The organism is Sulfidibacter corallicola, from assembly GCF_017498545.1.
Taxonomy (GTDB): Bacteria; Acidobacteriota; Holophagae; order Acanthopleuribacterales; family Acanthopleuribacteraceae; genus Sulfidibacter; species Sulfidibacter corallicola.
The window spans coordinates 11629718-11652706 of the sequence record NZ_CP071793.1 but is presented as its reverse complement, the minus strand read 5'-3'; the positions used below and the strand labels follow the sequence as shown (position 1 = coordinate 11652706).

Sequence of the window (22989 nt, the reverse complement as noted above, 5' to 3'; positions counted from 1 at the left end):
AAAATTGGTTTTTTTAAAAACTTTGGTTTTAATATACTTAAATATAAAATAACCTCCTCGCCCGCAACCTGAACCGAATCGCCGGTCACTTCATCGCGAATCATTTTCTCCAGACGATTCAGATCGAACAGCCCGTAGTGATGGGCTTACCTCAGAGCTCCGTAAAAAACGTCCTCGGAATAGGTGCGCACAAGGTGTAGTAGGCGTTCCATCGCATGAACACCACGCCCAGGCACGCGCGGCTTCGCTTGGTCGAGGTAGGTGTCGAGAAGCGGATCACGACCGCGAAGCAGAGCCTCCTAAGCTGAAGCCCCATGGAGCTCTCCGCTCCAGAGACGCCTCCCGCTGCGATCCGCTGATCGCGCTTCTCACAGATCTGATGCGTTGCGACGAACTCGCTGCGGAAGTAGACCTTCAACTCGTTGAAGTAGTGGTGTACCTCTAGACGCTTACCCTCCAACCGATCAGGGACGGAGTAGCGGTTGCGTTTTACATGGACGTAGCCGGTCGTATCGGCAACGCGAAACAATGACTCGTATACCAGTGGGCACACCTTTGGTAGCGCAAGGAGAAAGGGTTTCTCCATCAGATAGGCGGACTTCGGAAACATCTCGATCGATCGCTTGACTTTGTCGTTGGCCATCTGGTTACACCAATCGGAAGCCGAGGCGTTAAGGTCATCCAAGGACGAAAAAGTGCTCCCAGCCAGGAGGTTGTTTTCCAGATAGTGGAATGGTCGCTCGACACGTCCCTTGCGTTCGGGATGGTTGATGCGATGGGCCGCGAATGTAACGCCGTACCCCCGCGCAAAGCCCGCCATTTCGGACGAAATCTGCGCATTGGCACAGCTCCCGGCGGCTAGGACGACCGAAGTGTTGTCGATGAGACAGGTTTTTGCGGTGCCATTGAGGTAGTGAAACGCATCGGCGAGGAAGCATTTGGCTTCGAACCGCCGGAATTGTCGATAGTAGGCGGCGAAGAGCATGCGTGAGTGGGCGAGCACCAATGCCGCGCATTGCTGGGTGTTGAATTGCAGGGGCCAACGTACTACCCTACCTCGACACCAAAGGCCAAAAACGCTACAAGCGACCGGAGAAGCCCTTCAAGACCGTGAAGGATGCACGCAATTGGCTGGAAGAGAAGCGGGTCGAATCGCGCAAGGGAGTCGAGGCCGCTGAATCAGCAGATTCCACCTTGGCGCAGATCATGAGGATCGCCCAACCCAAAAAGGAAATACTCCATACGTGGAACCGAGTTCAGCGGTGATGGCGGACCATTAACGAATATTTTGGATCGACGCGAAAGGTCCGCACCATCAAGGATCGCGACATCATCGCCTATCAGGCATGGTTGCTGACAAGACCCAACGGCCAGAGGTCGCAGTGTTCACGTTGATTGGTAAACGCTATGGGAAGCTGGAAGCCGCGGCAGTTACGAATCCGCAACACGGTTTCTCGGACATAGTCTTTCGGGTTGACCCCGAACATCGCGCACAAAACGCAAATGGTGCACGGAATCGCTGTCACACGCGCACCTTCTTTCGAACGGTTGAGCATGAAGTTCTTTCTACCCAGTACGATCTGGCGTAGGGCGTTTTCGGCGGGATTGTTGTGTTCTCCCTGCCAAGGGGAATGGTTTCAGTGGGTTCGAATCCCACCTGGGTAATTGACGCTCCACCCGGAAGCACTTCGAAGCAATTCAGGATGCACACGTAAGCTGTAGTCTCGTGGGCTGCCATCCCTTGAAAAACGGAACCCCGCCGGTCTGGGTGGAGCTTAGCGCAGTACTCGACTCGTAAAGAGCAACCACTAGACAGCATTTTTCCTTTCACGGGTGAAGGATTCGGACGCCGACCCACCCTTGGTGTTGCATCTTCTACCCCAAAGGGGTGTCCAAGGGCGGGACGGCGACCGCATTGTACCTGACTGACGGGCAACCCAGTCAGGTCTTTGAATGAACATACTCGGAATGTGGAGGTTCCGCCGGTCAGGTCAATTGGCTATACGATTGCGGGGATGCAGACCGGTGTTTTGTTCACAGATGCCGTCGGGAGAGGTTCCTCAGAAGGCTTTGTGTGATTGGGAGTGCCGGGCTCCACTTTGCGCAAGGAGGCTTTCCATCGACTACCCTTCCAGCCGCGTGCAGGTTGTTGTCCCTTTCGCCGAATTACCCCATCTCCTTCATCAGGGAAGCCGTGGTTTTTGGAAAACCGAGCAAGAGAATGCCGGACTTTGACGCGTTGGGATCGACCTTCTTTTGAGCCTGGTTCCTTGAGGAGGACACCTTTTTCATAACCCCAATCGATGATGGAGGCGGGGGTGTAGACTACGTCGTCCTCAAGGGCTTCGATAAAGGGGCGATATTTCATCGGCCTCCCGATGACGCGTCGCTGTTGTTTGGGATCCTGCAGCTCAGATTGCGGCTGATCATCGGCTGTTTGATGGGCGTCAGGAGACGGCAACCCAAAAGGGCTTTCGCCGTGATGTGACGACGCTAAAGGCAAGGCGTTGGTACATAAAGTTTTATCCATGAGTGAGTGCTCCTTTTTTGAGTGGTGCAAGATTTTGCATAAACTCACGGTAATTTGGATTACCGTGATCCCACCTCTGGAGTTCTTGACCGCACCATATGCCCTCACAACGCCCCACGCAAATTCAGCTTGATGCCCTCCTCGAGTCTTTTCTGTCAACGAAACGAAGCCCCGAAACGATACGGGCTTACCGGCGGGAGGTTGTGGGATTCCTCGATCGAATCAAGGCATCCCAGGACTTGCTGCCTCTTTCAAGCCAAGGCCGATCCATCCTTGATTTTCCGTTTTCAGTACTTTGCGACACAGTGTCAGCATACGTGGCGGCCAGCAAGAAGACGGATCCCGCCACAGGGCGTCTCACCAACCCGCGCTCAGTCAACCGCCGACTGTATGCACTCTCCTCCTTCTTCCAATTTCTCCAAAAAGCCCATGGGTTATCCAGGAACCCCGTCGAAGTTCTTGATCCGGCTCCTATGCCACGAAAAAGCTCCACCAAAAGCCCGAGCGCCGACCAGATCAGCATCCTACTCACTTTTTTATCCGGATACCGAACCCAGGGATGGAGAGAACTTCGAAACACGACTCTGCTGTGCTGTTGCTTTCTGTTGGCCCTTCGTCGAAGTGAAGCTGTCAATCTTCGCTGGTCGAACATCGATTTCCATTCCAAAACCCTGCGGCTCACTCAAAAGGGTGGAACCGAGAAACACCTGCCGATACCACCGATCCTTCATAGTCTATTGATCGATCTGAAGGTTGCCACTCATCTCCGCCTAAACCGTAGCGGGTTGAAGGAGGGCTCGCATTCCGTTCCAGAGCCGGTTTTTATCAGTCTTCGACAACCTGCCGGTCGTCCCTTGTCGGCATCTTCCGCTTACGGAATTGTCCAAACCATCACGAAGAAGGCGCTGCCCGGCAGTTGCTTTAGCCCGCATGCGTTCAGAAAAGCTTTCGTCGAGCTGGCCTTGACCCGCGGAAATGATCTTGTTTCGATTGCCAATGCAACCGGGCATTCGACAATCGAAATGGTCAAATATTACGACACCCGCGATTACCTCAAACACAACGCCATTCACGACGTTGGTGAAATCGTAGAGTGGTGAGGGTGATGGAATCGAGAAAACCGGGGACGCCTTGAAGAATAGATGTTGTCGAATCATCAGGCAATGGTTGACGCGATATTTTGAACAGGATTACAATCTTGTGACGGTAATCCAAATTATCAAGAATGATTGAATTTCGCGCAAGTATTCGTTTTAAATCGCGCGCAAACGTTTTGCATCTAGAGCAACAAGGTCGATCCCGTGGCAAGAAATCGGCAACATTAATGCCGGCCTACTCTGAAACCTCGACGAGCTGGGTCTTGTTTCCCGCCTTCCCTTTCGTTCAGGCCGAAAGATTCTCGGGCCGACTTGCTTTTTCCTCGCGTGGTTTCGATAATTACCATTATAGCAACCACTTACGTGTTGATTGTACCAAGTCCTTTAGAGTCAGTCAAAAACAAGCCCTTTCCATTTATGTCGTCTTCGGCTTGCTGTCACTTTGCCCGTCCTTGATGACACGCCACCATAGCAATCGCACTGTCCTGCTGGTAATCCCGAGGATCGTAGTAGCCGATCATTTTCAGGTCCGCCCAGCCCCCATCGTGCGCGATCTTGACCGGATCGACGCCAAGGTCAAGAGCTATACCTACAAACGAGCATCGAAATGAGTGGGGGGTGATGTGCTTGTAAGGCAAGACTTCGCAGGCAACCTTTGTCACCATCTTGAAGATGTACGCTGGCGAGAGCGGGTGATAGCGTTTTGTTTTGGGATGCCGCCGGACACCGTGGAAGACATAGGGACAATCGCAGGGATATCGCTGGCGGAATTCGGAAAGCCCAGCCCAGTCCTCGTTCACCAAAGGCTTTAGCCGTGGTTCTCCACCCTTTTGAACCACTTCGAAAAAGCCTTGTCTCGGATGGAAGTCCGACCATTGCAGCGAAACCAATTCACTGCGTCGGAGAGCGTAGTGGAACAGGAACAAAACGACCAGGTAATCCCGTGCGGAACTCTCGGTCTTCCGATCGTCGCGGATGTGTTGAAGGTGGTCGAGGATTGTTCGCACCTCGGAAGCATTCAGCCCCTGGGTGCTGCTCTTTCGGCGGGTTGGTAGCAATCTGAAGATTCGCACCGGATTCCGCGGGTACCGATGCCAGTCCACCAAGTATCCGAAGAAGGAAGATAGGGCGTTGCGCTTGCGGTTCCAGGTCTGGGGGTTGAGCACCCGGCCGGTGTGCTCATCGATCTTCCGAACGCCAGCTAAGAAGGCTCCGACCTGATCTGACATGCGAGACGCCGAAATCCGGCAAAAGTCTGGATATGCCAGCATTCCCCATCCGAACTTGGCCAAAAATGCAGTGATGTCGCCTCTGTAGGCGGCGCGGGTGTTCGGTGATCGTTTGGTGGCAAGGAAGCGCTCAAGTAGCGTCGTCATAGTCGCTCTGGTCCTTCTTTCTCCGATGGATTCCCCCGGGAAGAGCTTGGATTGGCCAGTTCCTGGTCAGGTCATGGTTGGTTTCCATAATGGTAATTCTGGTAACCAATATACCAGACAAAGCTTTTATATCAAGGCACTTGACTTTTTCTTGTTTTTGCTCACGTTGGAGGTTGCCATGCGTTACCAAATCGAGAGACTTGCATTTTTCGGTGGATCGGTAAAATACAGGGTCAAGAAGACTAAAAACAAACTCACTTTATCCATAACACGCTCCACCATGAAAACCATCAATCTCATCGCCACCGAGGAGGCGCAAACCGAGCTGGGTATCCCGCCAACCGAATCCACCGGCCAGCTCGCCGAAACCATTGATGCCTTTCGGCAGGAGACGACGACACTTTTGGACGATTTGGCGAACGACGTGCAAGACCGTGCGCGAAAGATCAAGTCAGCCACAGACAAGGTCGCCGTGGGTATAGGAGTGGTCGCCACCTCATTTGTGCCCTCATTGGCTGCGAATCCCGAAAATCGAGATTTAGACGATCACGCCGACCAAAAGCGCAACGAACTCAAGGCGAACACCGCCGACGCTGACCGAGCGTTTGCTGAAATAGTAGGAAAAGACTTTGAAGCGGAAGCATTCGTGAGTGGTCTGAACGGATTGCAGGGCATCGTCTCCAACGAAACCATCCGTGCCTACTCCGAGAGGTACATGGCAGCCCTCAAGCACAGCCCGGAAGCAGTGCGACAGCTCAACATTCGTTTCCACAACGTCGACAAGGTCGGCGGTTTCGATCATCCCGGTTCACTTATTGAAAAAGGGCTTGAGAAAGCCCAACCGGTCGCGATGCGCACAGTGTTGGGTCTTCCAGAGGGTCAAGAAGTAACCCGTGATAACATTCCCAAGGTTTTTCAGGCGCTCACAATCAGTTCCAAGAAATACTATCTTCTCCTCATTGAAGCCGGAAAGTTCAAGCTCGACAATGGTCAGGTCGACATGGAGACAATCCAAAAAGACCTCGACGCGAGCAAGGAATTGTTCAAGCGCTGGTTTGATACCCTCAAACGCATGGACAAGTCCGGCGATCTTCCCCGCCTCATCGACGGACTCAACCACCTCTGCTCCTACGTCGACGCGAACCAACAGGCAATCAACCCCTACATCGCCCGCAAAATCTGCACGCAGTACGCCTCCGTCCTCTTTACGCTTTCCAGAATCGCACAATCTGATGAACTCATTCTTGCGTACCGAGCCGATAGTGCCGCCACGCTCATGATCGGACTCGGAGAGTCGCCCTATGCCGACCGAGCCAGCGAAATCACGATCGACGGACGTATTTGGAAACTCGCTCCGTGGAACCAGGCATATTTTGATCGCGTGTTTGGAGTCGCGCTCACCGACACTGAGAAACAAACACTCGCCAGCCTCAACGATACTTTCTTTGAAGGCTTCATAGACCATAGGATTGGGAACATTGAAAATGATTATTCGTTGGGGGTTTACGCAAAGGTAAATCCGGTGAGTGCGGCTGGAGCGGAAGCGGTCACCCTACTTGCTCAACTGGTTCAAGGTAAGCCAGGAGTTACTCGCGACCAAGTTCAGCAAGCACTCCAAAAATATCAGAAAATGGCTCGAGATATGGAAGCGAATATGTCCGACCCAGAACGAGAACACGAAGCGTATATCATGCATCTTGATGAATATCGAAGGCTCATGGAGGTTGCCAACCTTACCAATTTCCAAATCGCTTCTCGGTAGCCCACCAAGGCGTATCCGCACATAGCTCCCTCTGGTGGCGGGAGCTATGTTTATGTCCATTTTTTGCAATCTGTGCCACTTTGTGGCACACTGGCTTCAAGTTCACGATTAATCCAATACTATCGAACGATATCCAATAACCGTAACAGTTATGAGTGTAGAGTTTTGAGGCGCATCCGGCGGCGGACGCGACGACATCGAAGGTGGATTGCCACTCGACCCCGAGTCAGCCCGAGATGAGCAAGAATCGCCAGAACAAAGAAAGCAACGAGAAGAGCGCGAGCAAGCAGCACAAAACGCGCTTGCCGATTCGCGCACCGAGATGAAAAAGCAACTTGCCAAAGAACCAATAGCTCGACAGCAAGACCAACGCGAAGCGTCCAAACTCCTCGAAGATTTGGATTTTGGACGCGACCTGCGTTTGGATGATGATGCCGACGATCAGCCGAGCGGTCTCTCGACCGACGACCTGACCGGCTGGGCGGGTGCACCGGTTTCGTTGGATGCACCTGTGGAGAACGAAAACACCGCACCCACGCTTGATGAAGCCACACTGACAAGACTCCGCGAAGCGTTGGCTACTACGGGACAATTGGAAGCCTTTGACCGGCTTTGGGCTGACCCTCAAGTGGGTGAGGAGTTTCAGGCTCGCCTTGTTGCGAAACGTATGGAAATTGAACTGCAACAAAAACGTTCACTGACAGCAAAAGACGTCACGGAGGTTTTTTCCGACTTTTCAGAAACCGAGGGGGATCAAGCGAAGATGAAAGAAAGGTCCTTCAAACTTGAAAAAACCGAAACATTCAACGAGTGACTTGAAGCGATCTACGACGCGTTGGGCGGGAAGGAACAAGCACAAGCCCTGCTTGCCGAGAAGCTCGCGACCTTGCCGAAAGAACAACAGGCCTACATCAAACGGTTGCCCGAGACACGGCAAGATATTCTTTTGATTGGGTTGTTTGGCAGTGCGCTCGCTGGCAATGTTGCCCCTGAAAAGAAACCCCAATATGAAGCGGCATTGGATGCCATGCAAGCACTTTCTCAAAAGGAAGTGGAAGACTTCACGCAGTCTTTTTCAGATGCCGAGAACCGAGAAAAAGTGGAAAAAGCGACAAATATGTTTCTCGGACGAGAGGGGTTTGCGGTGACCGGTGATGAACAAGAAAATCTCGTTATTGCGGGCAAGGGGAAAAATGAGATCGCTGAGATTGGTCGCGATAGCGATGGAAACCCGGAGTTGCGCTACACGGCGTTTGGCTTCAAGGTCGATCTTTCTGAATCGAGCGATATGATCGCCTACAATATGAAATCTCACGAACGCTATGCGGAAGATATGACCCGGCTTTGGTTGACACCATTTACTTCAGAGTCTATTCATAAATGGCCGAGCGAGCTGGCACAATTTCCGGAGATCCATGGTGGTCGCGAAATTGATTATGGAGATTATCACCCGAAAAATAGTATTGCACTCGTGCGCTATTTGGAGGCCGCATTGGATATGAAGCTCTTGAAAGAAAACGCTCGCCAGTATCGCGAATTTGATGATGACGGTCAGCCAATCGATCAGCTATACCTTTTGCGTGCCTTAAAGCAATCTGGCTTTCTTGTGACCAGGGGTGGAAAATTTGATCTCGACTTTTCAAAAATGCATTTTGCAATCGAGTACAGAAAGAAAGAGCAAGCCAATCCTGGGAAAGTCCACCCAACGGGACATGCCAAGGGGACTTCCCAAAGCCAGTAATGCCCTCTGAAATCGTCTAAATATCACATTACACTCATCCTATGCTTGCAGGCATTCTTCGTTTTGTGTCTTTTGGTTGCATCGGTTTTCTGCTTTTGCCGTTCAATATCTCGCAGGCATCCGAAGACTGTGAGTTCAGCGCGGAGAGAAGCGTGAAGGAATTGCTTGAAGGGTGCAGGCCGGAAGGCTCGATCGGAAGAGAGATCGAAGACTACAGCCTGACCAGTGTCGGCGAAACCTCCCTTCGAGCCCGCCTGACCAAGGTCGTCAACAACCTCATCACGCTCGGCGCTATACTCTCCATTGGAAACATTGTGTTTTGTGGCATGATTTTTGTGGTTTACGGTGGAGATGAAGAAAGAACGAAACAAGCTCGAAGGGTGATTCTGTGGTCAATACTCGGATTTATCGGTATGATTACCGCGTACCCTATCGTGAATGCGGTTATTAACTTTGTGTTTTCAGTTGGATCCGGATCATAGGTATTCAGTCGCCGACCCTCTCCACCGACACCATTTCCCCAGACAAATCAGCTTCAAAAAGACCGCCAAACGTGCCCGGTGGTCTTTTTGGTCGTGGGTTCTTGTTTGATCGCATCCGGAAAGTACAATGGCCGACTATGCCTGTAGCGGCTTGTCTTTGCGGCAATGCTTGACAATCAGGCGGAAATCCATATAAAGCCATCTTTACAGTTAATCAATGCCGTATGTCAAACAATACCCTCGAATCCACCGGTCATGTCCCAACACCGCCCCACAGGTCGCGCACACACCAGCTCATTAACGGTGTCAAAAACCTGGTCGGTGCGGCTGTCTTAACCGTCGCTCCCATCGCCACTGCCTCCGGAACAAAGATCGGCGATCTCCCCACCCCCGGCGAAATAATAGACTATTGGTCTACAAACGAACATACCCACGGAGGATGACCGGACTTAAACAATGATGGGTATACCAATAGTCTCGACCTTTCCCAGGCCATCAATGAAAATGCGCCCGTGGCACATTTTGACCCATTTGATACCAATATAAATGGAAAACCATTCATTACCGGTGTTTTTGATAATACCCTTACGATTGACCCAACCAATGCCCGGGTCGTGGCAACCCTCAATGGCGATACCGAAAACCCACTACCGGTCAATGTCCAGTTTCCCAGTGGCAATGCGTTTGAAATCCTCGTAGGGTTGATGCTTACAGAGGGCGACACACTGGAGGTGGTCATTTTCGATGGCGTGGTTGGCGACGGAGGCATCGACAACTTTCCGGCGCGTTTTACTCATACCGTGCCCAACGAAAACAACACACCTCCTGTCGGAGCCGATGCCACGTTTAATGGTGGTGGTGCGACGATTGTTACGAAAGATATGTCAGAATTTGTTTCGGACGCTGAAGACCCTGATTCAGCGCTTATTCTTAAGACCGAAGAAAACCCAACATGGGGGACGGTGACATGGAATGGCACAGAGTTTACTGCAGAAGTCACCGAGCTTATTGCTGGAGATGTGAGCTTTGAATATAGTATAGAGGATTCGGAAGGTGCTACAAGTCCGCGATATCAAATAATCTTAAACAATGTCGCCTGACCATTCTAGGAATTAATTTCTTAGTACAGACAGCCTGTTTATCATGTCGTTCCACTGATAGTCAAACTGTCCGTTTTGATGCCGAGAACCGATTGCAAAACCATCTTCATTCACGGTGTTGAGGATGCGAAATTGTATACTTTCCTCAATATTAGGTCACTCTAGTCATCCGGTAACTTGACCAAAAGAGTTTACATAATAAGTGATGTAATATATTTCGTGATCAATCAATCTTTCGGTTGGAGCGACTAGATCACACGAAGTGGCGTTAAAGGTGGCGTTATCACATCAATAAAAATCATTGCTAATATTCTGAATTGAGACGAATCGTATTAAATTTGTTTTCGTAGTAAAATCTTGAGACACTAACCCCTTATTCCTCTCTCCCTGATCCCACAAATAGTGCGTGGTATCGCGTTTCAGTGCTGAACCGCGCACGGCGATCTCAAAGCCATACTCATCGCCGAGTGTGTCGCTGTCGATTTGGTAGTAGAGTCCGTCTTGTTCTGCCTCGTTGTCATTGTCGATGAAAATACCACGTTGTCCGGTTGGCGTTATCAGAAAAGAAGTATCCACATCAAACGAAAAATTGCGCTCATGAAGTCGAGCAATGCTTTCGGGAGTAAATGGCTGACAAGTCTGATTTGCAAACGGTCATGCCTCCACGGTGGTTGCGGCAATTGTCGGTACGCAGGTGTTCGGTGCTCCCTGCGCAATTCCTGCCTGGTCATACTCGGCAATGCCCGGGGCTTCAACAGCCGTGGCCGTTCCCTCTCGATCGTACAAATACACGTCTCCGGGGTCATCAAATGGTGCGTGCCAGACAGCATACTTACTAATACAGCCGAAGGTTAAAAAGTGTTCATCACCCGGTGACCAGCAAGCCCCGACCCCCATATTGGGTAATAGGGTTTCTCGCAGTGTATGACGGACGTGGTCGTAGCGTTCGCCGACTCATGGTAAAGAGATTGAAATTTTCCCACTACATTCAGCGGAAACATCGTAGTTACACAGGCGGTAATAGGCCGTAATAGCATATGGAAAATCATCACTTTGCAGGAGTGGCAAAAGCGTATCGGCAAAGATGTTGGTCGTAATTGTATAGCGCAATTTATTCGGGTCAATCGCAATACTGACAATATCGTTTTGATGCGCCGCCGGGTTGATGCCATAGGCTTCTAAGATGTTCGCGTCAAGGGTAAGCAGCCCATGCAATCGAGGAATAATTTCGAGTGTGGTAGCCCCCAAGTTTTCCCCCTCGACTACCAGTGTATTAAAGTCCGGACGAGCAAGGCTTGTTAAGATTGGCTTGGTTCCACTGTTGAAACGAAGACCTTGAGAAAGCTGTCGGTGCATGTGTTCTTGTTGATCTTCATCCATGAGGTCACCCGAAACATCTGGTATTGGGTTGCTTGGGTTATTGTCGTCGATCTCTAAGATAATTGGGTCGGCACCCTCATCGACTCGGATAAGGCTGTTTCCGTTTTCATCGAGTTCGATCTGTACTCCATTTTGTGTATTGGCCTGATTTGGCGCAATCGGAGTTCCTTCATCGGTGGCAATTTGCAAGGCACCGGCCTGTAAGTAGATGTCGGTGTACGCCTCCTCCTCTGCGCCATAAGTCGCACGCAGCCCGAAGACAGTGCCCCTGACGGCCGCTGAGGCCGAATCGGTCTTGATGCGAAAGTTGCTCCCGTCTGCGTACTCCGGAGCCTTGACCCACACCTCGCCAACCGCGAGCTTGAGTATTACATCGGTGATCCCGCCCTTATCGGAGGCCTTGAGCAGTTCGAAATCGACCTCGGTGTCCGAGTAGTCATTGCCCAACGTCAGTTCGGAGCCATCAGATAGGTAAATGATGGCGCGGCCTTCGATGAGAACGGTGACCTTGTCGCCTTGCACGAGCACCACACTGGACGGGTCGCCCAGCTCCTGATCGTTTAGGTAAACGATACCGTCAATCGGTCAAAATCTCCCCGTAACCCGGCGATCGTAGGGGTCGTAGGGGAGAAAATCGGGACTGCCATCATCAACAAAATGTGGACTGTTGAAATCTTTAATAAGTGAGGTGAGTAATTCACCCGAAAAGTTCCCGGTAATATACGATATATATTCACCTTGCCGGTTGATGATGGTGCCGAAATCGAAGTGTGGTTTTTCTCCATATTGTTTTCCGTAAGCGTATAAATGTTTTGTATACGGATCAAATATTGGCATCGCCAAGAAGGTCTTGGGAAATGTGGACGACCCGACGTATCCGCTGATACCGAGCGCATCCGTGTAGGAGTGGGTGTAATTTCCATTATGGTCAAACTTGCGTGTGTTTCCGTCTGGGTCGGGAATCGTGTCGTTAATCTCATAGTGGCTGTTGACGACGGTAATGAGATGATCGAGGTCGGCAACTCTACGGGAGTTGAGCTGTGTCGCCTGATAATTCCCAAGAGCGGTAATCACGAGTGCTGAGAGAACGGCCAATACAATGATGACGATCAACACTTCCACCAGCGAGAATCACTTTGCTTGCTTCCTCATGGCATCCGTTTTATGGATATTTGGCAATTATTTTATTCCTGAAGCCAAATGAGTCAAACAGAGGGAAAAAGGAATCGCCCTCAACTAACACTGTCCTTGGCTCCTTAAAGGCAATAAGTGGTGTCGGAGCAGGGCGGCGAACCAAACCTAATCGAAACTAGTATTAAAAGTGGGATTTTCTTAAAGATAAGGTTGAAAATCATATCAAAATGAGTAATGTTTCGATACTTATTTCTGCCCACAACGCCTAAAGGCTAGTGGTCATACCCTGTTTTCAATCTTTGGCTTTGTGAAGCCAAAATCAATGATTTTCCGCGACAGTCTGCCTTTTAAGCCGGTGGTCGTGGGTTCGAATCCCGCCTGGCCCACCAATAAGCCAAGAACCGACGATTCAAAAAAGGGTTACGACTACAAGCCTGAAGGCAGGTGGTCGTAACCTTTTTTCTATGGAAAACAATATTTCCGGATACTTAGTCCAATATTTGGAGTATCACAGGACGTTTAAAAAAAGCGTCAAAGCGACACTCGTCTGGCACAAAGAGTGTATCAATCGATTCATTACTACCATACAGATAACCGACGTTCGATCCGTAACTCCAGCGGATGCCCAGGATTTTATTTATCACCTTAACGAGCACGGCAATCGAACGGAATCTATTCGCACAAAAGCACGCAGCCTCAAAGCCTTTTTCAACTGGCTCAAGAAACGAAAAGTGATTGAGATAAATCCATTCCTTGATTTGGAGTTTCCCGGCAAGGACGAGCCTCGGATCAAGTTCATGATGGAAAGTGAAGTACAAGAATTCTTTGGAAACCTGCGTCGGTGTACTCTTTTCTATTCCGACTTTGAGAAAACCCGCGCGATCGCGATTTACTCACTCGCATATGGCCTTGGTTTGCGCCTTTGAGAAATCAAAAGGCTTAAACTCGAAGAAATTGATTTTCAAAAGAAGCTCATTCGCATTACCAGACAGAAAAACAAGGGGATTTCGCTTCTGCCATTTTCCTCGCGAGTTGCCTTTGACTTGGAACAATACCTTCGCGTAAAGGACAAAATGTGATTGGACTCCTACTATCTCATTGTGTCTCGTTGGTGAAATCCTTTGAGCGATGTACGCTATCATTTGCTGACCAAATTCATCAAAGAAACCATCTATCCCCACTTCAAAGGGTATCACTCTCTTCGTCATTCCAACGCTACCTCATTGCTTCGCAGAGGCGTTGACATCAATCTGATTTCCAAGCTCCTGCGTCACAGCTCCACCAAGGTCACCGAGATGTACGCCAAGCTCATCCCCGAAGACCTCCGGCAGACCGTTGACGTGCTTGACTACTAGCTCCGTTCCCGGTCTGACCAAGCAGGTGTGCATCGTGACATTTCGCCGAATTGAAAGAGCACAACATTTTCTTGTTAGTTCCTCGTTTTTTGCATAGAAACCCGTCCTGAGTGTCGTTGATTTTTCTTGCATGCAAATAACGCAACCATTTCTTTTTGCTGACTTGATACAAACTGCTTAGCGATGTGTTTAACCTTGATTGTCTCCCGATTTTACTATGTCTAAACTTTCCGATATAATGTGCCTCATGTTTCGCAAGAAGGTCAGGGCGGACAGGCTAGGTGACTTCCGTTCTGGCTGCCTAAAAAGGCGCATAATCCACTAACGGAGGTGATTTCGGTGGAGATATTCCTCGACTTCAGTGTGCCACCGGCAATCACTGCAACAGTGATCGGCAGCTTGATTATGGCGTGCGGCTACATAGGAGCAAGCGCGCTCACATCCCAAAGCACCATTCAAGCCGCTCAAATCAGGAGTAGAAACGAAAAATGACCACTCCCAATCGGGAAGCGGTCATTATTTGAAATAAAACCTGTGACTTCAAACCGGATGGGGGTTGTTGCAGCAACCTCCATTCTTTAATACGACGTCGTATATAGTCGCACGATCCATGAAACTCTTCAAGTTAAACGTGCAAGGCACAGTAGCACCGAGAGATCAACTACTAACGCCCCTGCCAGCCCCTCGATCTGTTTCAATCTGCTACGGCTCCTGCACCAAAGCCACCTCTTGCCATTCGACCACCTCGGTGACTCCCAAACGCCCGATCAAGCGAGGCTCGTAAGTGTCCTTGATCGTGCTGGGTGTACGCCTGAATCATCTTGACATCCGAGTGATTGAGGAGTCCTTGAATCTCGTACTGATTGAGTCCGGCAAGGTAGCACTGCTGGGCGAAGTACTTCCGGAGCATGTGCGGATGGACTCGTCGTCACAGCTTTTGAGAAAGTTGCCCAAATTGCCGTCGAATGGTTTTGTCTCCCAGGGCAATGCTCGGATGTTTCCCGAATAACAAAAAATCATCTTCGGACTCTTCAAATGCCCCCAGCTTCAAATAGACTCGGGCATACTCACGACGAAACGCCAGCAATCTCTGCAACAGACTTTCCAGTCTTCCATCAATCGGGAAATAGTAATACGTGTTGTTCTTGGGGTCATCGAGCTTCATGATCCCTCGTCCCCAGTCAATGTCTCTAAGTCGCACTTGTCGTGCCGACGTGATCCGGGCCCCCGTCAATGCCAAAAAGTCGATCAAGTAGACGAACCGTCTAGCAAGCCAAGTGTTGGAAGAGACAGTCTTCGCCGCAGCCTTGATCTCGACGAACTCCTCAAGAGTCGGGATGACCGGTGGTGTTCGCTCTTGTCGAGGGTAGGGCACATCTCGGGAGGGACTCTCCGTCACAAACTGCTCACACTCCAGCCACCTTCCAAATCGGCGGAAGGTCTTCAAGTGGTTTCGAATGGTGTTCGTCCGATTGCCCGCCGTTCTCCGCTCCATCAAAAAGCGTTTGATATTGCGTTTGTGAAAATCAGCTAAATCGGTCATTCCGAAATGCTGAAACTGCCGGAAGTTCCCTCGGTGCATCGCCAACGTCGCCGGTTTCGCCCCCTCAAACTCCAAATCGGCAAGAAACTGCACAAACAAATCAGCAAGCCCAAGACTCGATCAGTTGCAAACATTCATACAATCAAACAGTTAGGAAATATGATCGTCCAACAACCCCACCTTTCTCCCATCCCCCGTGTACCAGCTTCCCACCGGGTCACTCAACACCTCCGAAGCCATTCCAAACAGGAAGTAATCACGCCACACCTTTGGCACCATTTCCACAAACCGGTGCATGACGGTTTTCGCGAGTCCCACCTCTTCAAACAAGTACAACACCCGATACGATTGGTGAAGTCCGTACTTCTCCGGGAGGTGTCCGAGGCTCATCAACTCCATGTGTCTGACGATCTGGTCGAGGTTGCGACCAGCGTCACGTCCTCTCGCCACTTCAAGCGTGAAGAGGTGGAGGACTTCATTGCGTGGTCATCGGCGATCGGCCATCACGAAATTGACATCCGGAATGACCTTGCGTTTGCGATCGATGAGGACACGGGTTTTAGCGGCCAGTCGTGACCGGATGGGGTCATGGGTACGATTAGCGCCCGTCACGTCGAAGTACCGATCAAACACAGGCAACGAGAGGGGCTGGTGTCGGCTGCGATGACCTTGCTCTTGTCCCAAAGGGTCATTTTTCTTCCGAATCCATTTCACAAGTGCGATATGGAAGTCCACTGTGAGTTTGCGATGGAAGAAGTCACGATCGAATCCTCGAGTGCTTTTTGGATAAAGAGAGAGCTTGACCTCGTTCCCCATTTCGACTTCAAGCCAGGATGCGCCCCTTTCTGCGAGACAGTAGAAGGTTTCTCGTCGGGGAACTCCGTCAAAGCGTATGGCTCGAATGAGCTTGCGTCGCTCAAGATCATTCAGCAATGCGTTAAGACTGCGAGCGCTGCGAGACACGCCCAGTCGTTGGAACTGCGTGTTGGTCAAATACATGAAGACTGCTAGTTTCTCAAGTATCTGCGTTTGAAGAGGCGTGAGGTGTTTTCGGTCGGCGGAGACTGGTCTCTTCGATCGTTGAGATTGAGGTTTGGCGGCAACCGAAGTCGGTTGCGTATGACTGAGTGTGTTCATAAACGGAAAGATTACTGGCTAAATGGGTCGTTTACGGATGGTGATTGGTCCTGACCTGAACGCTTGAGGTACCGCGGTGCAGGCGGCAGCCGAGCCAGCCACCGTTTTTCCGGAAGCGATTTAGGACGTCGACGTTTTGGGCTTCGACCTCTGACTTTCCTTCGGTGTGACCAGGATCGCTGTCCTTCGGGAAAGCTCGACCGGAACCCTCCTTCACTGTCTTTGTCCGGCGCCCGATAGTGACGCTCAAGCTGTTCGGTCACGACCTGCTCCCACCGTCACTGCGACACCGATTGGCGATGGCCGAGCGAACGCCGAGGCAAGGTGATTCGGACATTGCGACCCCCGACATGCGCCAGGAAACTACCGGGGAGCAAATCGGGAAACTCGTCAGGAGGAAGTTGGAAGTGGGTACTTAGACTGGCTCGGTTGGTGCGCGCTCGGCCGTCCAGGACCTTTACGCCGGAGTTGGTGAGTACTGCCTCCCGAAGGTGGCGGTCCATGCCCTGTCCCACGAATTGCTGGGCCAGCGTCAAATGCAGCCCGAATTTGCGTGTTTCGGTGAGGATCGTTTGCAGGTCCTCAGAAATCACGGTGTGGCATTCGTCGATGAAGAGGTGGATGGGCACACGAGCGGATCGGGGTTGTCGGTGACGGGAAAATGCCGCGCCGGCGATCATGGCGACAAGGAATCGCCCCAAAGCCTGACCGGTTTGACCACCTACTTTGCCCTTCGCGAGGTTGACGACGATCTTTTTTCCGGAATTGAGCGCGTCAAAGAGGTTGATCGTGCTTTTGCCGGAAGCCAACAAACGCGTACACCATTCCGAGTTCAGGAGGTGTTGGCATTTGGTGGCGACCGAATGACGGGTCGCAGCATAGCCGTCTGCGCAAAAGAGTTCCCGGAAGAACCGACGATGCGCTTTGGGACCCTTTTGGCTTCCCCATTCAACGAGGTCCTCGTTGGTGTGATTGAGCATGAACCGCTGGAGATCGAACAGGGTCGATCCCGGGCGCTCCACCAGCACACGAAGGCATGGATGGAGCAAGGTCGTCATTTGGAGTGAGAGCGACTGATTGCCGTCGCCGAGCATTGCTGTAAACGCGTGGGCAAGCAGCTGAGCATAGACATCGGCGGTATCGGCGGCGAGGCCGGGAAGGTTGAAGGGGTTGATGCAAAAATGCAAATCGGTATGGCGATCATTACTCCCCTGGATGGACTCCGTCAGTGTCGGGTCGAGGATGATCACATCATCTCGGCCACCAACCCGGCGATGGCGAGTCACTTCTCTCGCCAGGTCCCCATGCGGATCAATGAGCACCAGAGACGATTGACGGTCGACCAGGCGCTCGAGAATGAGGTATTTGAGGAGTTCGGATTTTCCGGCTCACGATTCGCCGACGAGGTAGGTGTGTTTGGTTCGCTCTTTCGCCGGCACCAGGCGGCCGAACCACTTTCGCGCCAAGACATCTCCCAGGTGACCGAAACGATCAAGTCTGGAGAGGTTGGCGTGCGGTATTGCCCCGGAAGGGCTTTGCTTTCGCTGCACGATAATTGCGTTAGAAAATAGGAGACACTGTGTTGGAGAGTTGCCCTTCATCGATTGCCTTTTGTGAACATCTTCGACAAACGCTGGTCTTCGGTGTCGAAGTTGAGGAGATACCTTCCATCGAGCATTCGGTAGGGCCTACCATCGGTTGTACCATCCAAAGAATCGACGAATGCGATTCAGACCTTCAGGACGGCGTCTTCCGCGATACAACCCTTTTCGGTGTTTGGTTGTTTCCCCATCAACCGATTCAGGTTTGCAAGGACATCGTGCAGGGCTGCCTTCGCATGCGACAGGATTAGAAACCGGCCTTCGTTATTCATTTTCCATCACCCATTTCAGGCGGGAAGCTAGCCACCGGATGACCGGCACCGTAACGGCGTTACCGAGGGCTTTGTACCGGCGAGTATTCGATACGGGAACCACTTGGCCGTGAACATCTTGCCCCAATCGAGTCCAGTGATCCGGAAACCCTTGTAGGCGCTCCCACTCGAGAGGGGTCAATTCACGGATTTGATCTCGGTACCAGACTCCACTGCGATCACTGGTGGTAAGGGTAAATATTGGATCGCCTGGTTGGCGAAACCGACGCCTGTTAAAGGACAAATTTCGGGTTTTTGGAGCACGCACTGGAATGACAAGGTTTTGGGGCTTTTCCTGATTAGTGGCTCCAATATCAGACCGACGGTCAAAAAGCCCTTTTGGGGTTTCATCCAGAGCTTGGCAAGAACGCGTGACATTCGTTAATTTCAACCCTGACGATCACGGGACTTGAATTCTTGCATGAGAGCGTCTCGCCGCTGCGGGGTCAAAAAATACCGACTGTTTGGTTGGTCTTCCAAGATGCCCGACCAGGAAGACTCGCTCACGGGATTGCGGAACCTCGAAATCTTGACTGTCGAGTACCTTCCATTCCACGCAATACCCCAATGCCAAAAGGGTCTCCAAGATCGTTTGGAACGTTTTTCCTCGATCATGGAAGACAAGGCTCTTCACATTTTCAAGCAGCAGCCATCGAGGCTTTTTGGCCTTAATGACTCGGGCCAAGTGGAAGAAGACCTGTCCTCTCGGATCCCGGAATCCTTTGCGGTGTCCGTAGTTTGAAAAGCTTTGACAGGGAAACCCGCCGCATAAGAGTTCGAAGTCAGGCAGGCTCGTGAGGTCGAGTGTTGTGATGTCTCCATGGTTGTGATGGGCGAAATGGTAATGGTAGATGGAAGCGGCGAATCGATCGATTTCCGAGTGGCCGACACACTGCCAGTGACTGGGGAACCCGGCCTCAAAGCCGCCGATTCAGGAAAACGCGGAAAAATATCGGAGAACCCTGGATTGATGCGTACTGAGGGCTCTGTTTGGCAACGTCCTGCCGGGAAAGCAGCAGGTCGGCAATCAGGTTCTGGCAATATCCCTGGTGGCAGATTGGGGCATGCGGTTGGATGATGCGACCGATCATAAGGTCATTTGGGCGGTGGATATGGATGTCGTCATAAGAATGGGGTCAGGAAATAAAGTGATGACGGGAGCGGGGTTGTCTGAGAAACATTTCGAAATCTGGCAACATGATGGACCCTAAGACGCATCAAATGTTCGTTCGTATTCACTGACTTCTTCGTCCTCAAGGAAACGCTCGAAGATGAACAGGGAGCCGGCTATCTCATATTCGAGAACATCTGCATGTACCCGTTCATTTTCGAGATTGCGGTAATGGTAAATGGTGCCCCCATCACGGAGATGGGTTTCTCCATAGTGTCGAGCCCACCCATGAGGGTTGTGCTCAACAAAGTGTTCGAGGTCGAAGTCATGGGTACGGACACCTTCTTCCAATTCGTTGAGACATTCCCGAACCCGTCTTTCAGCCAATTGCACCACGGTCATGGTTGCGAGGGTTCTCACGTATCTTCGGAGGTCAGGGAGACTGGTTGACCCAATGGTGCCGTCGAAATAGTTGAGGACGGCATCCAACTGTTCGGACATACTCAGGTCTTCAACGAGACGATCTCTGGCGAACGTGTCGCTGACTGATTCTTTGAGCTTCGCCCATGAGAGGACGCATTGATTGGCAAACTTCCACCACACCTCTTCGGTGATGACCTCCACGTGTGAGGCGACCGCCTGTTTGAGCCCGAGTGGCAACTGTTGGTACCAATCACAAGCTTGGTCAAGGGTTGTTCCCGCTTGGCTTGCGACGACATCTTGAAGCTGTCGGCTGTCGGGGTTGCCGGGCAACGATACTTCCGATGAGGGATGATCGAGTGATTGAGAGGGTTTCGGAGATAAGAGGACTTCTTGTTGGGGCATAGAAAAAGAGAAAGAAGATAAAAGTAACTGGAAGCATTGATCTTGGAAGACGGGAGTACTTGCAGAGCTGCGAACTAGCTTGCGTCAAATTGACGCGCTTGGTTGCCTACGTCTCAATCATCGATTGCCTTCTCGAAGTACAGCGTCGCTGATTCAAAACGATACTCGTACACATCAACATGAATGGCCTCTCCCTCAATGTTTCGGTAGTGGAAAATAGCGCAGTGTTCATTTGGATACGATTCGTCAAAGTGTCGTGCCCATTCATAGGAATTGGAGTCGGTGAGGTCATCAATGGTGAGATCGTGCTCCTCGGCGAAATCTTCCAGTTCGTTGATGAAGGTGTGCGCTCGCTCTTGAGCGAGTCGTGCCACTGTTCTTGCTGCTGAAGATTCAATCGTGCCTCGAATGTGAGCAAGCGGTACCTCTCATGGCAGATCATCATCGCAGTGTGTCTCTACTGCCGACAGGCGATCTTCCAGTGACAGAGCGATTACCAGCGTGTCATCCCAGTACGTTGAAGAAACAATCTCGTGCAGATCGCTCCATGAGGCAACACCATTGGTTTTTACGTTGTAGGAGAAGTCCTCCAAAATCCGATCGAGGTGAGTGCAAATGGCACTCCTCAAAGCCGGAGGCATCCACTTCTGGTGTTGCTCCGGTGCCGGAACAAGGCGACTGGTCGCCTCCAATACCGAATCCGAGAGCGTCTTGGTCAAGGCCTGAGAGGACGAATCGTGCTTATGGTCGAGGCCCATTTCGTGGTATTCATCCGGCGTTGAGGACAACATATTCTTGGTCATAGAAAACGGGGTTATTTGTAAGCTCCTCTGGTGTACCGATCTGCCAATACATTTGCAATCACATAAAAAATGTGTTCTCGAAAGTGCATAATTTCCGGGCCGGTCAAGTCAAGGCATGGGCGTTTCGAGAGTAGCCTTTTGCCGGCCGAATTTGATCCCGCCGGAAAGGTACAAGCAAATAAACACCCAATACGGCAGTCGTTTTGGGCGGCAATAGGGATCAAGACGCTCGGGAGCTAAATCCTATCCAAATTCAGCCAGCGATCATTCTCTGGCATGAGATAGTGGCCAGGCGTGGAGAGCACACGATCATAGGCTTTCGTCAGGGTCACCAACTGGCGAGTACTTCGGATGTGGGTTTCAGTAATGGCGCGCTCTGTTTCTGTGAATGCCAGTTCGTCAAAAATGGCTTGCATGGTGTCGGCCCGAACCCATGGAAGGCGATCTCCGGCTTCCAGCCGCTTGAGGGTCATCTCGGAGCATCTGAATCGCTTTGAGAGCTGGGAAATCGAAAGGGTTTTTGCCGTACGTTTGAGGCGAATGAAGGTTCACAATACCGATTGCGTCGGTGAGCTCCACTGCTTCATTCGCTCTTGAAAGTACCGATCACGCTCCAATCCGAAAAATCGGTACAATGTATCGAGTGTTTGGGTACGAACTTTGTTGCGTCGATTGCTAATGATATTGGTAATGGTTCGTGTTCAAACTCCGGTCTCCTGAGAGAGGCGGGACAAAGTGCTTTCCGAAAGGTATCGGTGCATAGACTCGATCAAAAGAGGCTTGGTCATCAATAGCATTCAGGGGCTAAAGGAAACGATGCGAGCAGGCGATATTCGTTTCGATATCCCCGAATGATGGCATAGGAAATCAACTCATAACAAAGACCAAAATGGTATCATACCTACAAAAACAAAATCACCTTGGTTGGTAAAATGACACCTGAATACTGTCCGTTTTAGGGTTATAAAGTAGATACTCTTCTGTCGACCCGTCAAGTCGACAGATGCTTCATGAATATGATCAACCCGATTGAATCGGCTATCCAAAAATTTCACACACTAGGCTTTCTAGAAACGTTTTCTAGAAAGAATGAAGTTCCTAGAAAAATCTCAATCTTGCGCCCCAAAAGAGGGGCTGGCTAATTGCCGCTCCATCGAGAATCCGAGATCGGCTTAAGTCGACGACCATCCTTGATCACCGCAGCACCACCAGAGGCTAGAAATCAAAGTGATGCCTTTCCAAAACACAGGGCAACACAACCACCTGACGGTATAGTGACCATTTCCTGATCAATGGTGTATTTGATGATTTGGTGACCGGAAGCGTTCTTCCAAAACGTCCAATCTCAATAACAATCTCGAAAGCAGTAGCCCTCGGGAATATTGGCAATTGGAAAACTTTCTATTTGCAATCGTAACAGGCGTGACACTTCTTTTTTTGGATAGCCATGCCGGCTGGCATTAAAGATAAGCAGTTTGTCAAGAAATGTTGCTTCGTCCCAAACCATGTTCAGAAGATCCATCATGGTGAATCCATACCCGTCTGGGTGCATGTTACCGTTGAATATGGTTGATTTTAAAACATGCGAATTCAAGACAAGATACGCTGTTCATCGGTTCATATTGTGTAAAATTATATTATATAATAATCGTGAAACTTTAACCTGCTATAGCTCATCGGACCTGTACAGATGTTCCCAAC

22 protein-coding genes and 3 pseudogenes are annotated in these 22989 nt (G+C 50.8%); 8 read left to right on the top strand and 17 right to left on the bottom strand.

All coding sequences use genetic code 11. From position 1 onward, the window contains the following. Positions 1 to 151: 151 nt before the first annotated feature. The 3 genes and pseudogenes from J3U87_RS34510 to J3U87_RS34505 all read right to left on the bottom strand — a co-directional run bounded on the left by J3U87_RS34510 (position 152) and on the right by J3U87_RS34505 (position 2530). A complete protein-coding gene (locus tag J3U87_RS34510) occupies positions 152 to 985 on the bottom strand; it encodes a Mu transposase domain-containing protein (protein ID WP_237380688.1) in 834 nt (277 codons plus the stop codon). Positions 986 to 1340: 355 nt separating this feature from the next. Next, positions 1341 to 1598: pseudogene (locus tag J3U87_RS35495) on the bottom strand (hypothetical protein); the annotation flags it as partial. 401 nt (positions 1599 to 1999) lie between these two features. After that, on the bottom strand, positions 2000 to 2530 hold the full coding sequence (locus J3U87_RS34505; protein WP_237380686.1) for a hypothetical protein: 531 nt from the start codon (positions 2528 to 2530) through the stop codon (positions 2000 to 2002). 203 nt (positions 2531 to 2733) lie between these two features. Here J3U87_RS34505 and J3U87_RS34500 point away from each other — a divergent pair, with 203 nt between their 5' ends. Next, positions 2734 to 3630, top strand: coding sequence for a tyrosine-type recombinase/integrase (locus J3U87_RS34500; protein ID WP_237380684.1), 897 nt, complete (start codon positions 2734 to 2736; stop codon positions 3628 to 3630). Positions 3631 to 4064: 434 nt separating this feature from the next. On the opposite strand, the gene J3U87_RS34495 is transcribed toward J3U87_RS34500, so the two are convergent. Next, complete coding sequence (locus tag J3U87_RS34495) at positions 4065 to 5003, bottom strand: tyrosine-type recombinase/integrase (protein WP_237380682.1); 939 nt, start codon at positions 5001 to 5003, stop codon at positions 4065 to 4067. A 178-nt stretch (positions 5004 to 5181) separates the two neighbouring features. Between J3U87_RS34495 and J3U87_RS34490 the strand changes: the two genes are divergently transcribed. The 5 genes from J3U87_RS34490 (at position 5182) to J3U87_RS34470 (ending at position 10088) form a co-directional block, all read left to right on the top strand. Then, the gene (locus tag J3U87_RS34490; RefSeq protein WP_237380680.1) at positions 5182 to 6765 is read left to right on the top strand and encodes a hypothetical protein; all 1584 of its coding nucleotides are present in this window, start codon (positions 5182 to 5184) and stop codon (positions 6763 to 6765) included. A gap of 208 nt (positions 6766 to 6973) precedes the next feature. Beyond that, positions 6974 to 7579, top strand: a complete 606-nt coding sequence (locus tag J3U87_RS34485) for a hypothetical protein (RefSeq protein WP_237380678.1) — start codon at positions 6974 to 6976, stop codon at positions 7577 to 7579. Between the two features lie 21 nt (positions 7580 to 7600). Continuing rightward, positions 7601 to 8506 carry a hypothetical protein gene (locus J3U87_RS34480; protein WP_237380676.1) on the top strand — a complete coding sequence of 302 codons (906 nt, stop codon included), beginning with the start codon at positions 7601 to 7603 and terminating at the stop codon, positions 8504 to 8506. A 152-nt stretch (positions 8507 to 8658) separates the two neighbouring features. Beyond that, positions 8659 to 8988 (top strand): hypothetical protein, encoded by a 330-nt coding sequence (locus J3U87_RS34475; RefSeq protein WP_237380674.1) that lies wholly within the window; start codon positions 8659 to 8661, stop codon positions 8986 to 8988. 512 nt (positions 8989 to 9500) lie between these two features. Then, entirely contained in the window at positions 9501 to 10088 is a 588-nt protein-coding gene (locus tag J3U87_RS34470; protein ID WP_237380673.1) for an Ig-like domain-containing protein, read from the top strand. A gap of 954 nt (positions 10089 to 11042) precedes the next feature. Here J3U87_RS34470 and J3U87_RS34465 read toward each other — a convergent pair. Together J3U87_RS34465 and J3U87_RS34460 are read right to left on the bottom strand one after the other, a co-directional pair. Further along, a complete protein-coding gene (locus tag J3U87_RS34465) occupies positions 11043 to 11990 on the bottom strand; it encodes a FecR domain-containing protein (protein ID WP_237380671.1) in 948 nt (315 codons plus the stop codon). 63 nt (positions 11991 to 12053) lie between these two features. Continuing rightward, positions 12054 to 12581: a hypothetical protein gene (locus tag J3U87_RS34460; RefSeq protein WP_237380669.1), complete on the bottom strand. Its 528-nt coding sequence runs from the start codon at positions 12579 to 12581 to the stop codon at positions 12054 to 12056. A 485-nt stretch (positions 12582 to 13066) separates the two neighbouring features. Between J3U87_RS34460 and J3U87_RS34455 the strand changes: the two genes are divergently transcribed. Together J3U87_RS34455 and J3U87_RS34450 are read left to right on the top strand one after the other, a co-directional pair. Further along, positions 13067 to 13528, top strand: coding sequence for a tyrosine-type recombinase/integrase (locus J3U87_RS34455; protein WP_237380667.1), 462 nt, complete (start codon positions 13067 to 13069; stop codon positions 13526 to 13528). Positions 13529 to 13723: 195 nt separating this feature from the next. After that, the gene (locus J3U87_RS34450) at positions 13724 to 13957 is read left to right on the top strand and encodes a tyrosine-type recombinase/integrase (RefSeq protein WP_237380666.1); all 234 of its coding nucleotides are present in this window, start codon (positions 13724 to 13726) and stop codon (positions 13955 to 13957) included. A gap of 694 nt (positions 13958 to 14651) precedes the next feature. Here the strand turns inward: J3U87_RS34450 and J3U87_RS35490 are convergent. From J3U87_RS35490 to J3U87_RS34410, 11 genes and pseudogenes are all read right to left on the bottom strand, one after another. Next, positions 14652 to 14870, bottom strand: a pseudogene (locus tag J3U87_RS35490) (tyrosine-type recombinase/integrase); the annotation flags it as partial. 15 nt (positions 14871 to 14885) lie between these two features. After that, positions 14886 to 15593, bottom strand: coding sequence for a tyrosine-type recombinase/integrase (locus J3U87_RS34445; protein WP_237380664.1), 708 nt, complete (start codon positions 15591 to 15593; stop codon positions 14886 to 14888). 393 nt (positions 15594 to 15986) lie between these two features. Further along, a complete protein-coding gene (locus J3U87_RS34440) occupies positions 15987 to 16499 on the bottom strand; it encodes a hypothetical protein (protein WP_237380662.1) in 513 nt (170 codons plus the stop codon). Positions 16500 to 16915: 416 nt separating this feature from the next. Beyond that, entirely contained in the window at positions 16916 to 17887 is a 972-nt protein-coding gene (locus J3U87_RS34435) for a type IV secretory system conjugative DNA transfer family protein (RefSeq protein ID WP_237380660.1), read from the bottom strand. A 615-nt stretch (positions 17888 to 18502) separates the two neighbouring features. Beyond that, a complete protein-coding gene (locus J3U87_RS35485; RefSeq protein ID WP_420038339.1) occupies positions 18503 to 18817 on the bottom strand; it encodes a DNA cytosine methyltransferase in 315 nt (104 codons plus the stop codon). A gap of 203 nt (positions 18818 to 19020) precedes the next feature. Further along, positions 19021 to 19423 (bottom strand): annotated as a pseudogene (gene dcm / locus J3U87_RS35480) (DNA (cytosine-5-)-methyltransferase); the annotation flags it as partial. Between the two features lie 333 nt (positions 19424 to 19756). Continuing rightward, a complete protein-coding gene (locus J3U87_RS34430) occupies positions 19757 to 20413 on the bottom strand; it encodes a hypothetical protein (RefSeq protein WP_237380658.1) in 657 nt (218 codons plus the stop codon). A gap of 185 nt (positions 20414 to 20598) precedes the next feature. Further along, positions 20599 to 20859, bottom strand: coding sequence for a hypothetical protein (locus J3U87_RS34425; protein ID WP_237380657.1), 261 nt, complete (start codon positions 20857 to 20859; stop codon positions 20599 to 20601). Positions 20860 to 20913: 54 nt separating this feature from the next. Then, entirely contained in the window at positions 20914 to 21288 is a 375-nt protein-coding gene (locus J3U87_RS34420) for a hypothetical protein (RefSeq protein ID WP_237380655.1), read from the bottom strand. Positions 21289 to 21524: 236 nt separating this feature from the next. Then, positions 21525 to 21761: a hypothetical protein gene (locus J3U87_RS34415; RefSeq protein ID WP_237380653.1), complete on the bottom strand. Its 237-nt coding sequence runs from the start codon at positions 21759 to 21761 to the stop codon at positions 21525 to 21527. 872 nt (positions 21762 to 22633) lie between these two features. Further along, complete coding sequence (locus tag J3U87_RS34410) at positions 22634 to 22813, bottom strand: hypothetical protein (protein ID WP_237380651.1); 180 nt, start codon at positions 22811 to 22813, stop codon at positions 22634 to 22636. Positions 22814 to 22989 lie beyond the last annotated feature (176 nt).

Coding starts and splice junctions, on each gene's coding strand:
- J3U87_RS34415 (WP_237380653.1), bottom strand. CDS start 21,761: ATGACCCTCAAGCGGCTGGAAGCCGGAGATCGCCTTCCATGGGTTCGG.
- J3U87_RS34410 (WP_237380651.1), bottom strand. CDS start 22,813: ATGATGGATCTTCTGAACATGGTTTGGGACGAAGCAACATTTCTTGAC.
- J3U87_RS34490 (WP_237380680.1), top strand. CDS start 5,182: ATGCGTTACCAAATCGAGAGACTTGCATTTTTCGGTGGATCGGTAAAA.
- J3U87_RS34495 (WP_237380682.1), bottom strand. CDS start 5,003: ATGACGACGCTACTTGAGCGCTTCCTTGCCACCAAACGATCACCGAAC.
- J3U87_RS34505 (WP_237380686.1), bottom strand. CDS start 2,530: ATGGATAAAACTTTATGTACCAACGCCTTGCCTTTAGCGTCGTCACAT.
- J3U87_RS34510 (WP_237380688.1), bottom strand. CDS start 985: ATGCTCTTCGCCGCCTACTATCGACAATTCCGGCGGTTCGAAGCCAAA.
- J3U87_RS34420 (WP_237380655.1), bottom strand. CDS start 21,288: ATGACCAAGAATATGTTGTCCTCAACGCCGGATGAATACCACGAAATG.
- J3U87_RS34440 (WP_237380662.1), bottom strand. CDS start 16,499: ATGTATTTGACCAACACGCAGTTCCAACGACTGGGCGTGTCTCGCAGC.
- J3U87_RS34455 (WP_237380667.1), top strand. CDS start 13,067: ATGGAAAACAATATTTCCGGATACTTAGTCCAATATTTGGAGTATCAC.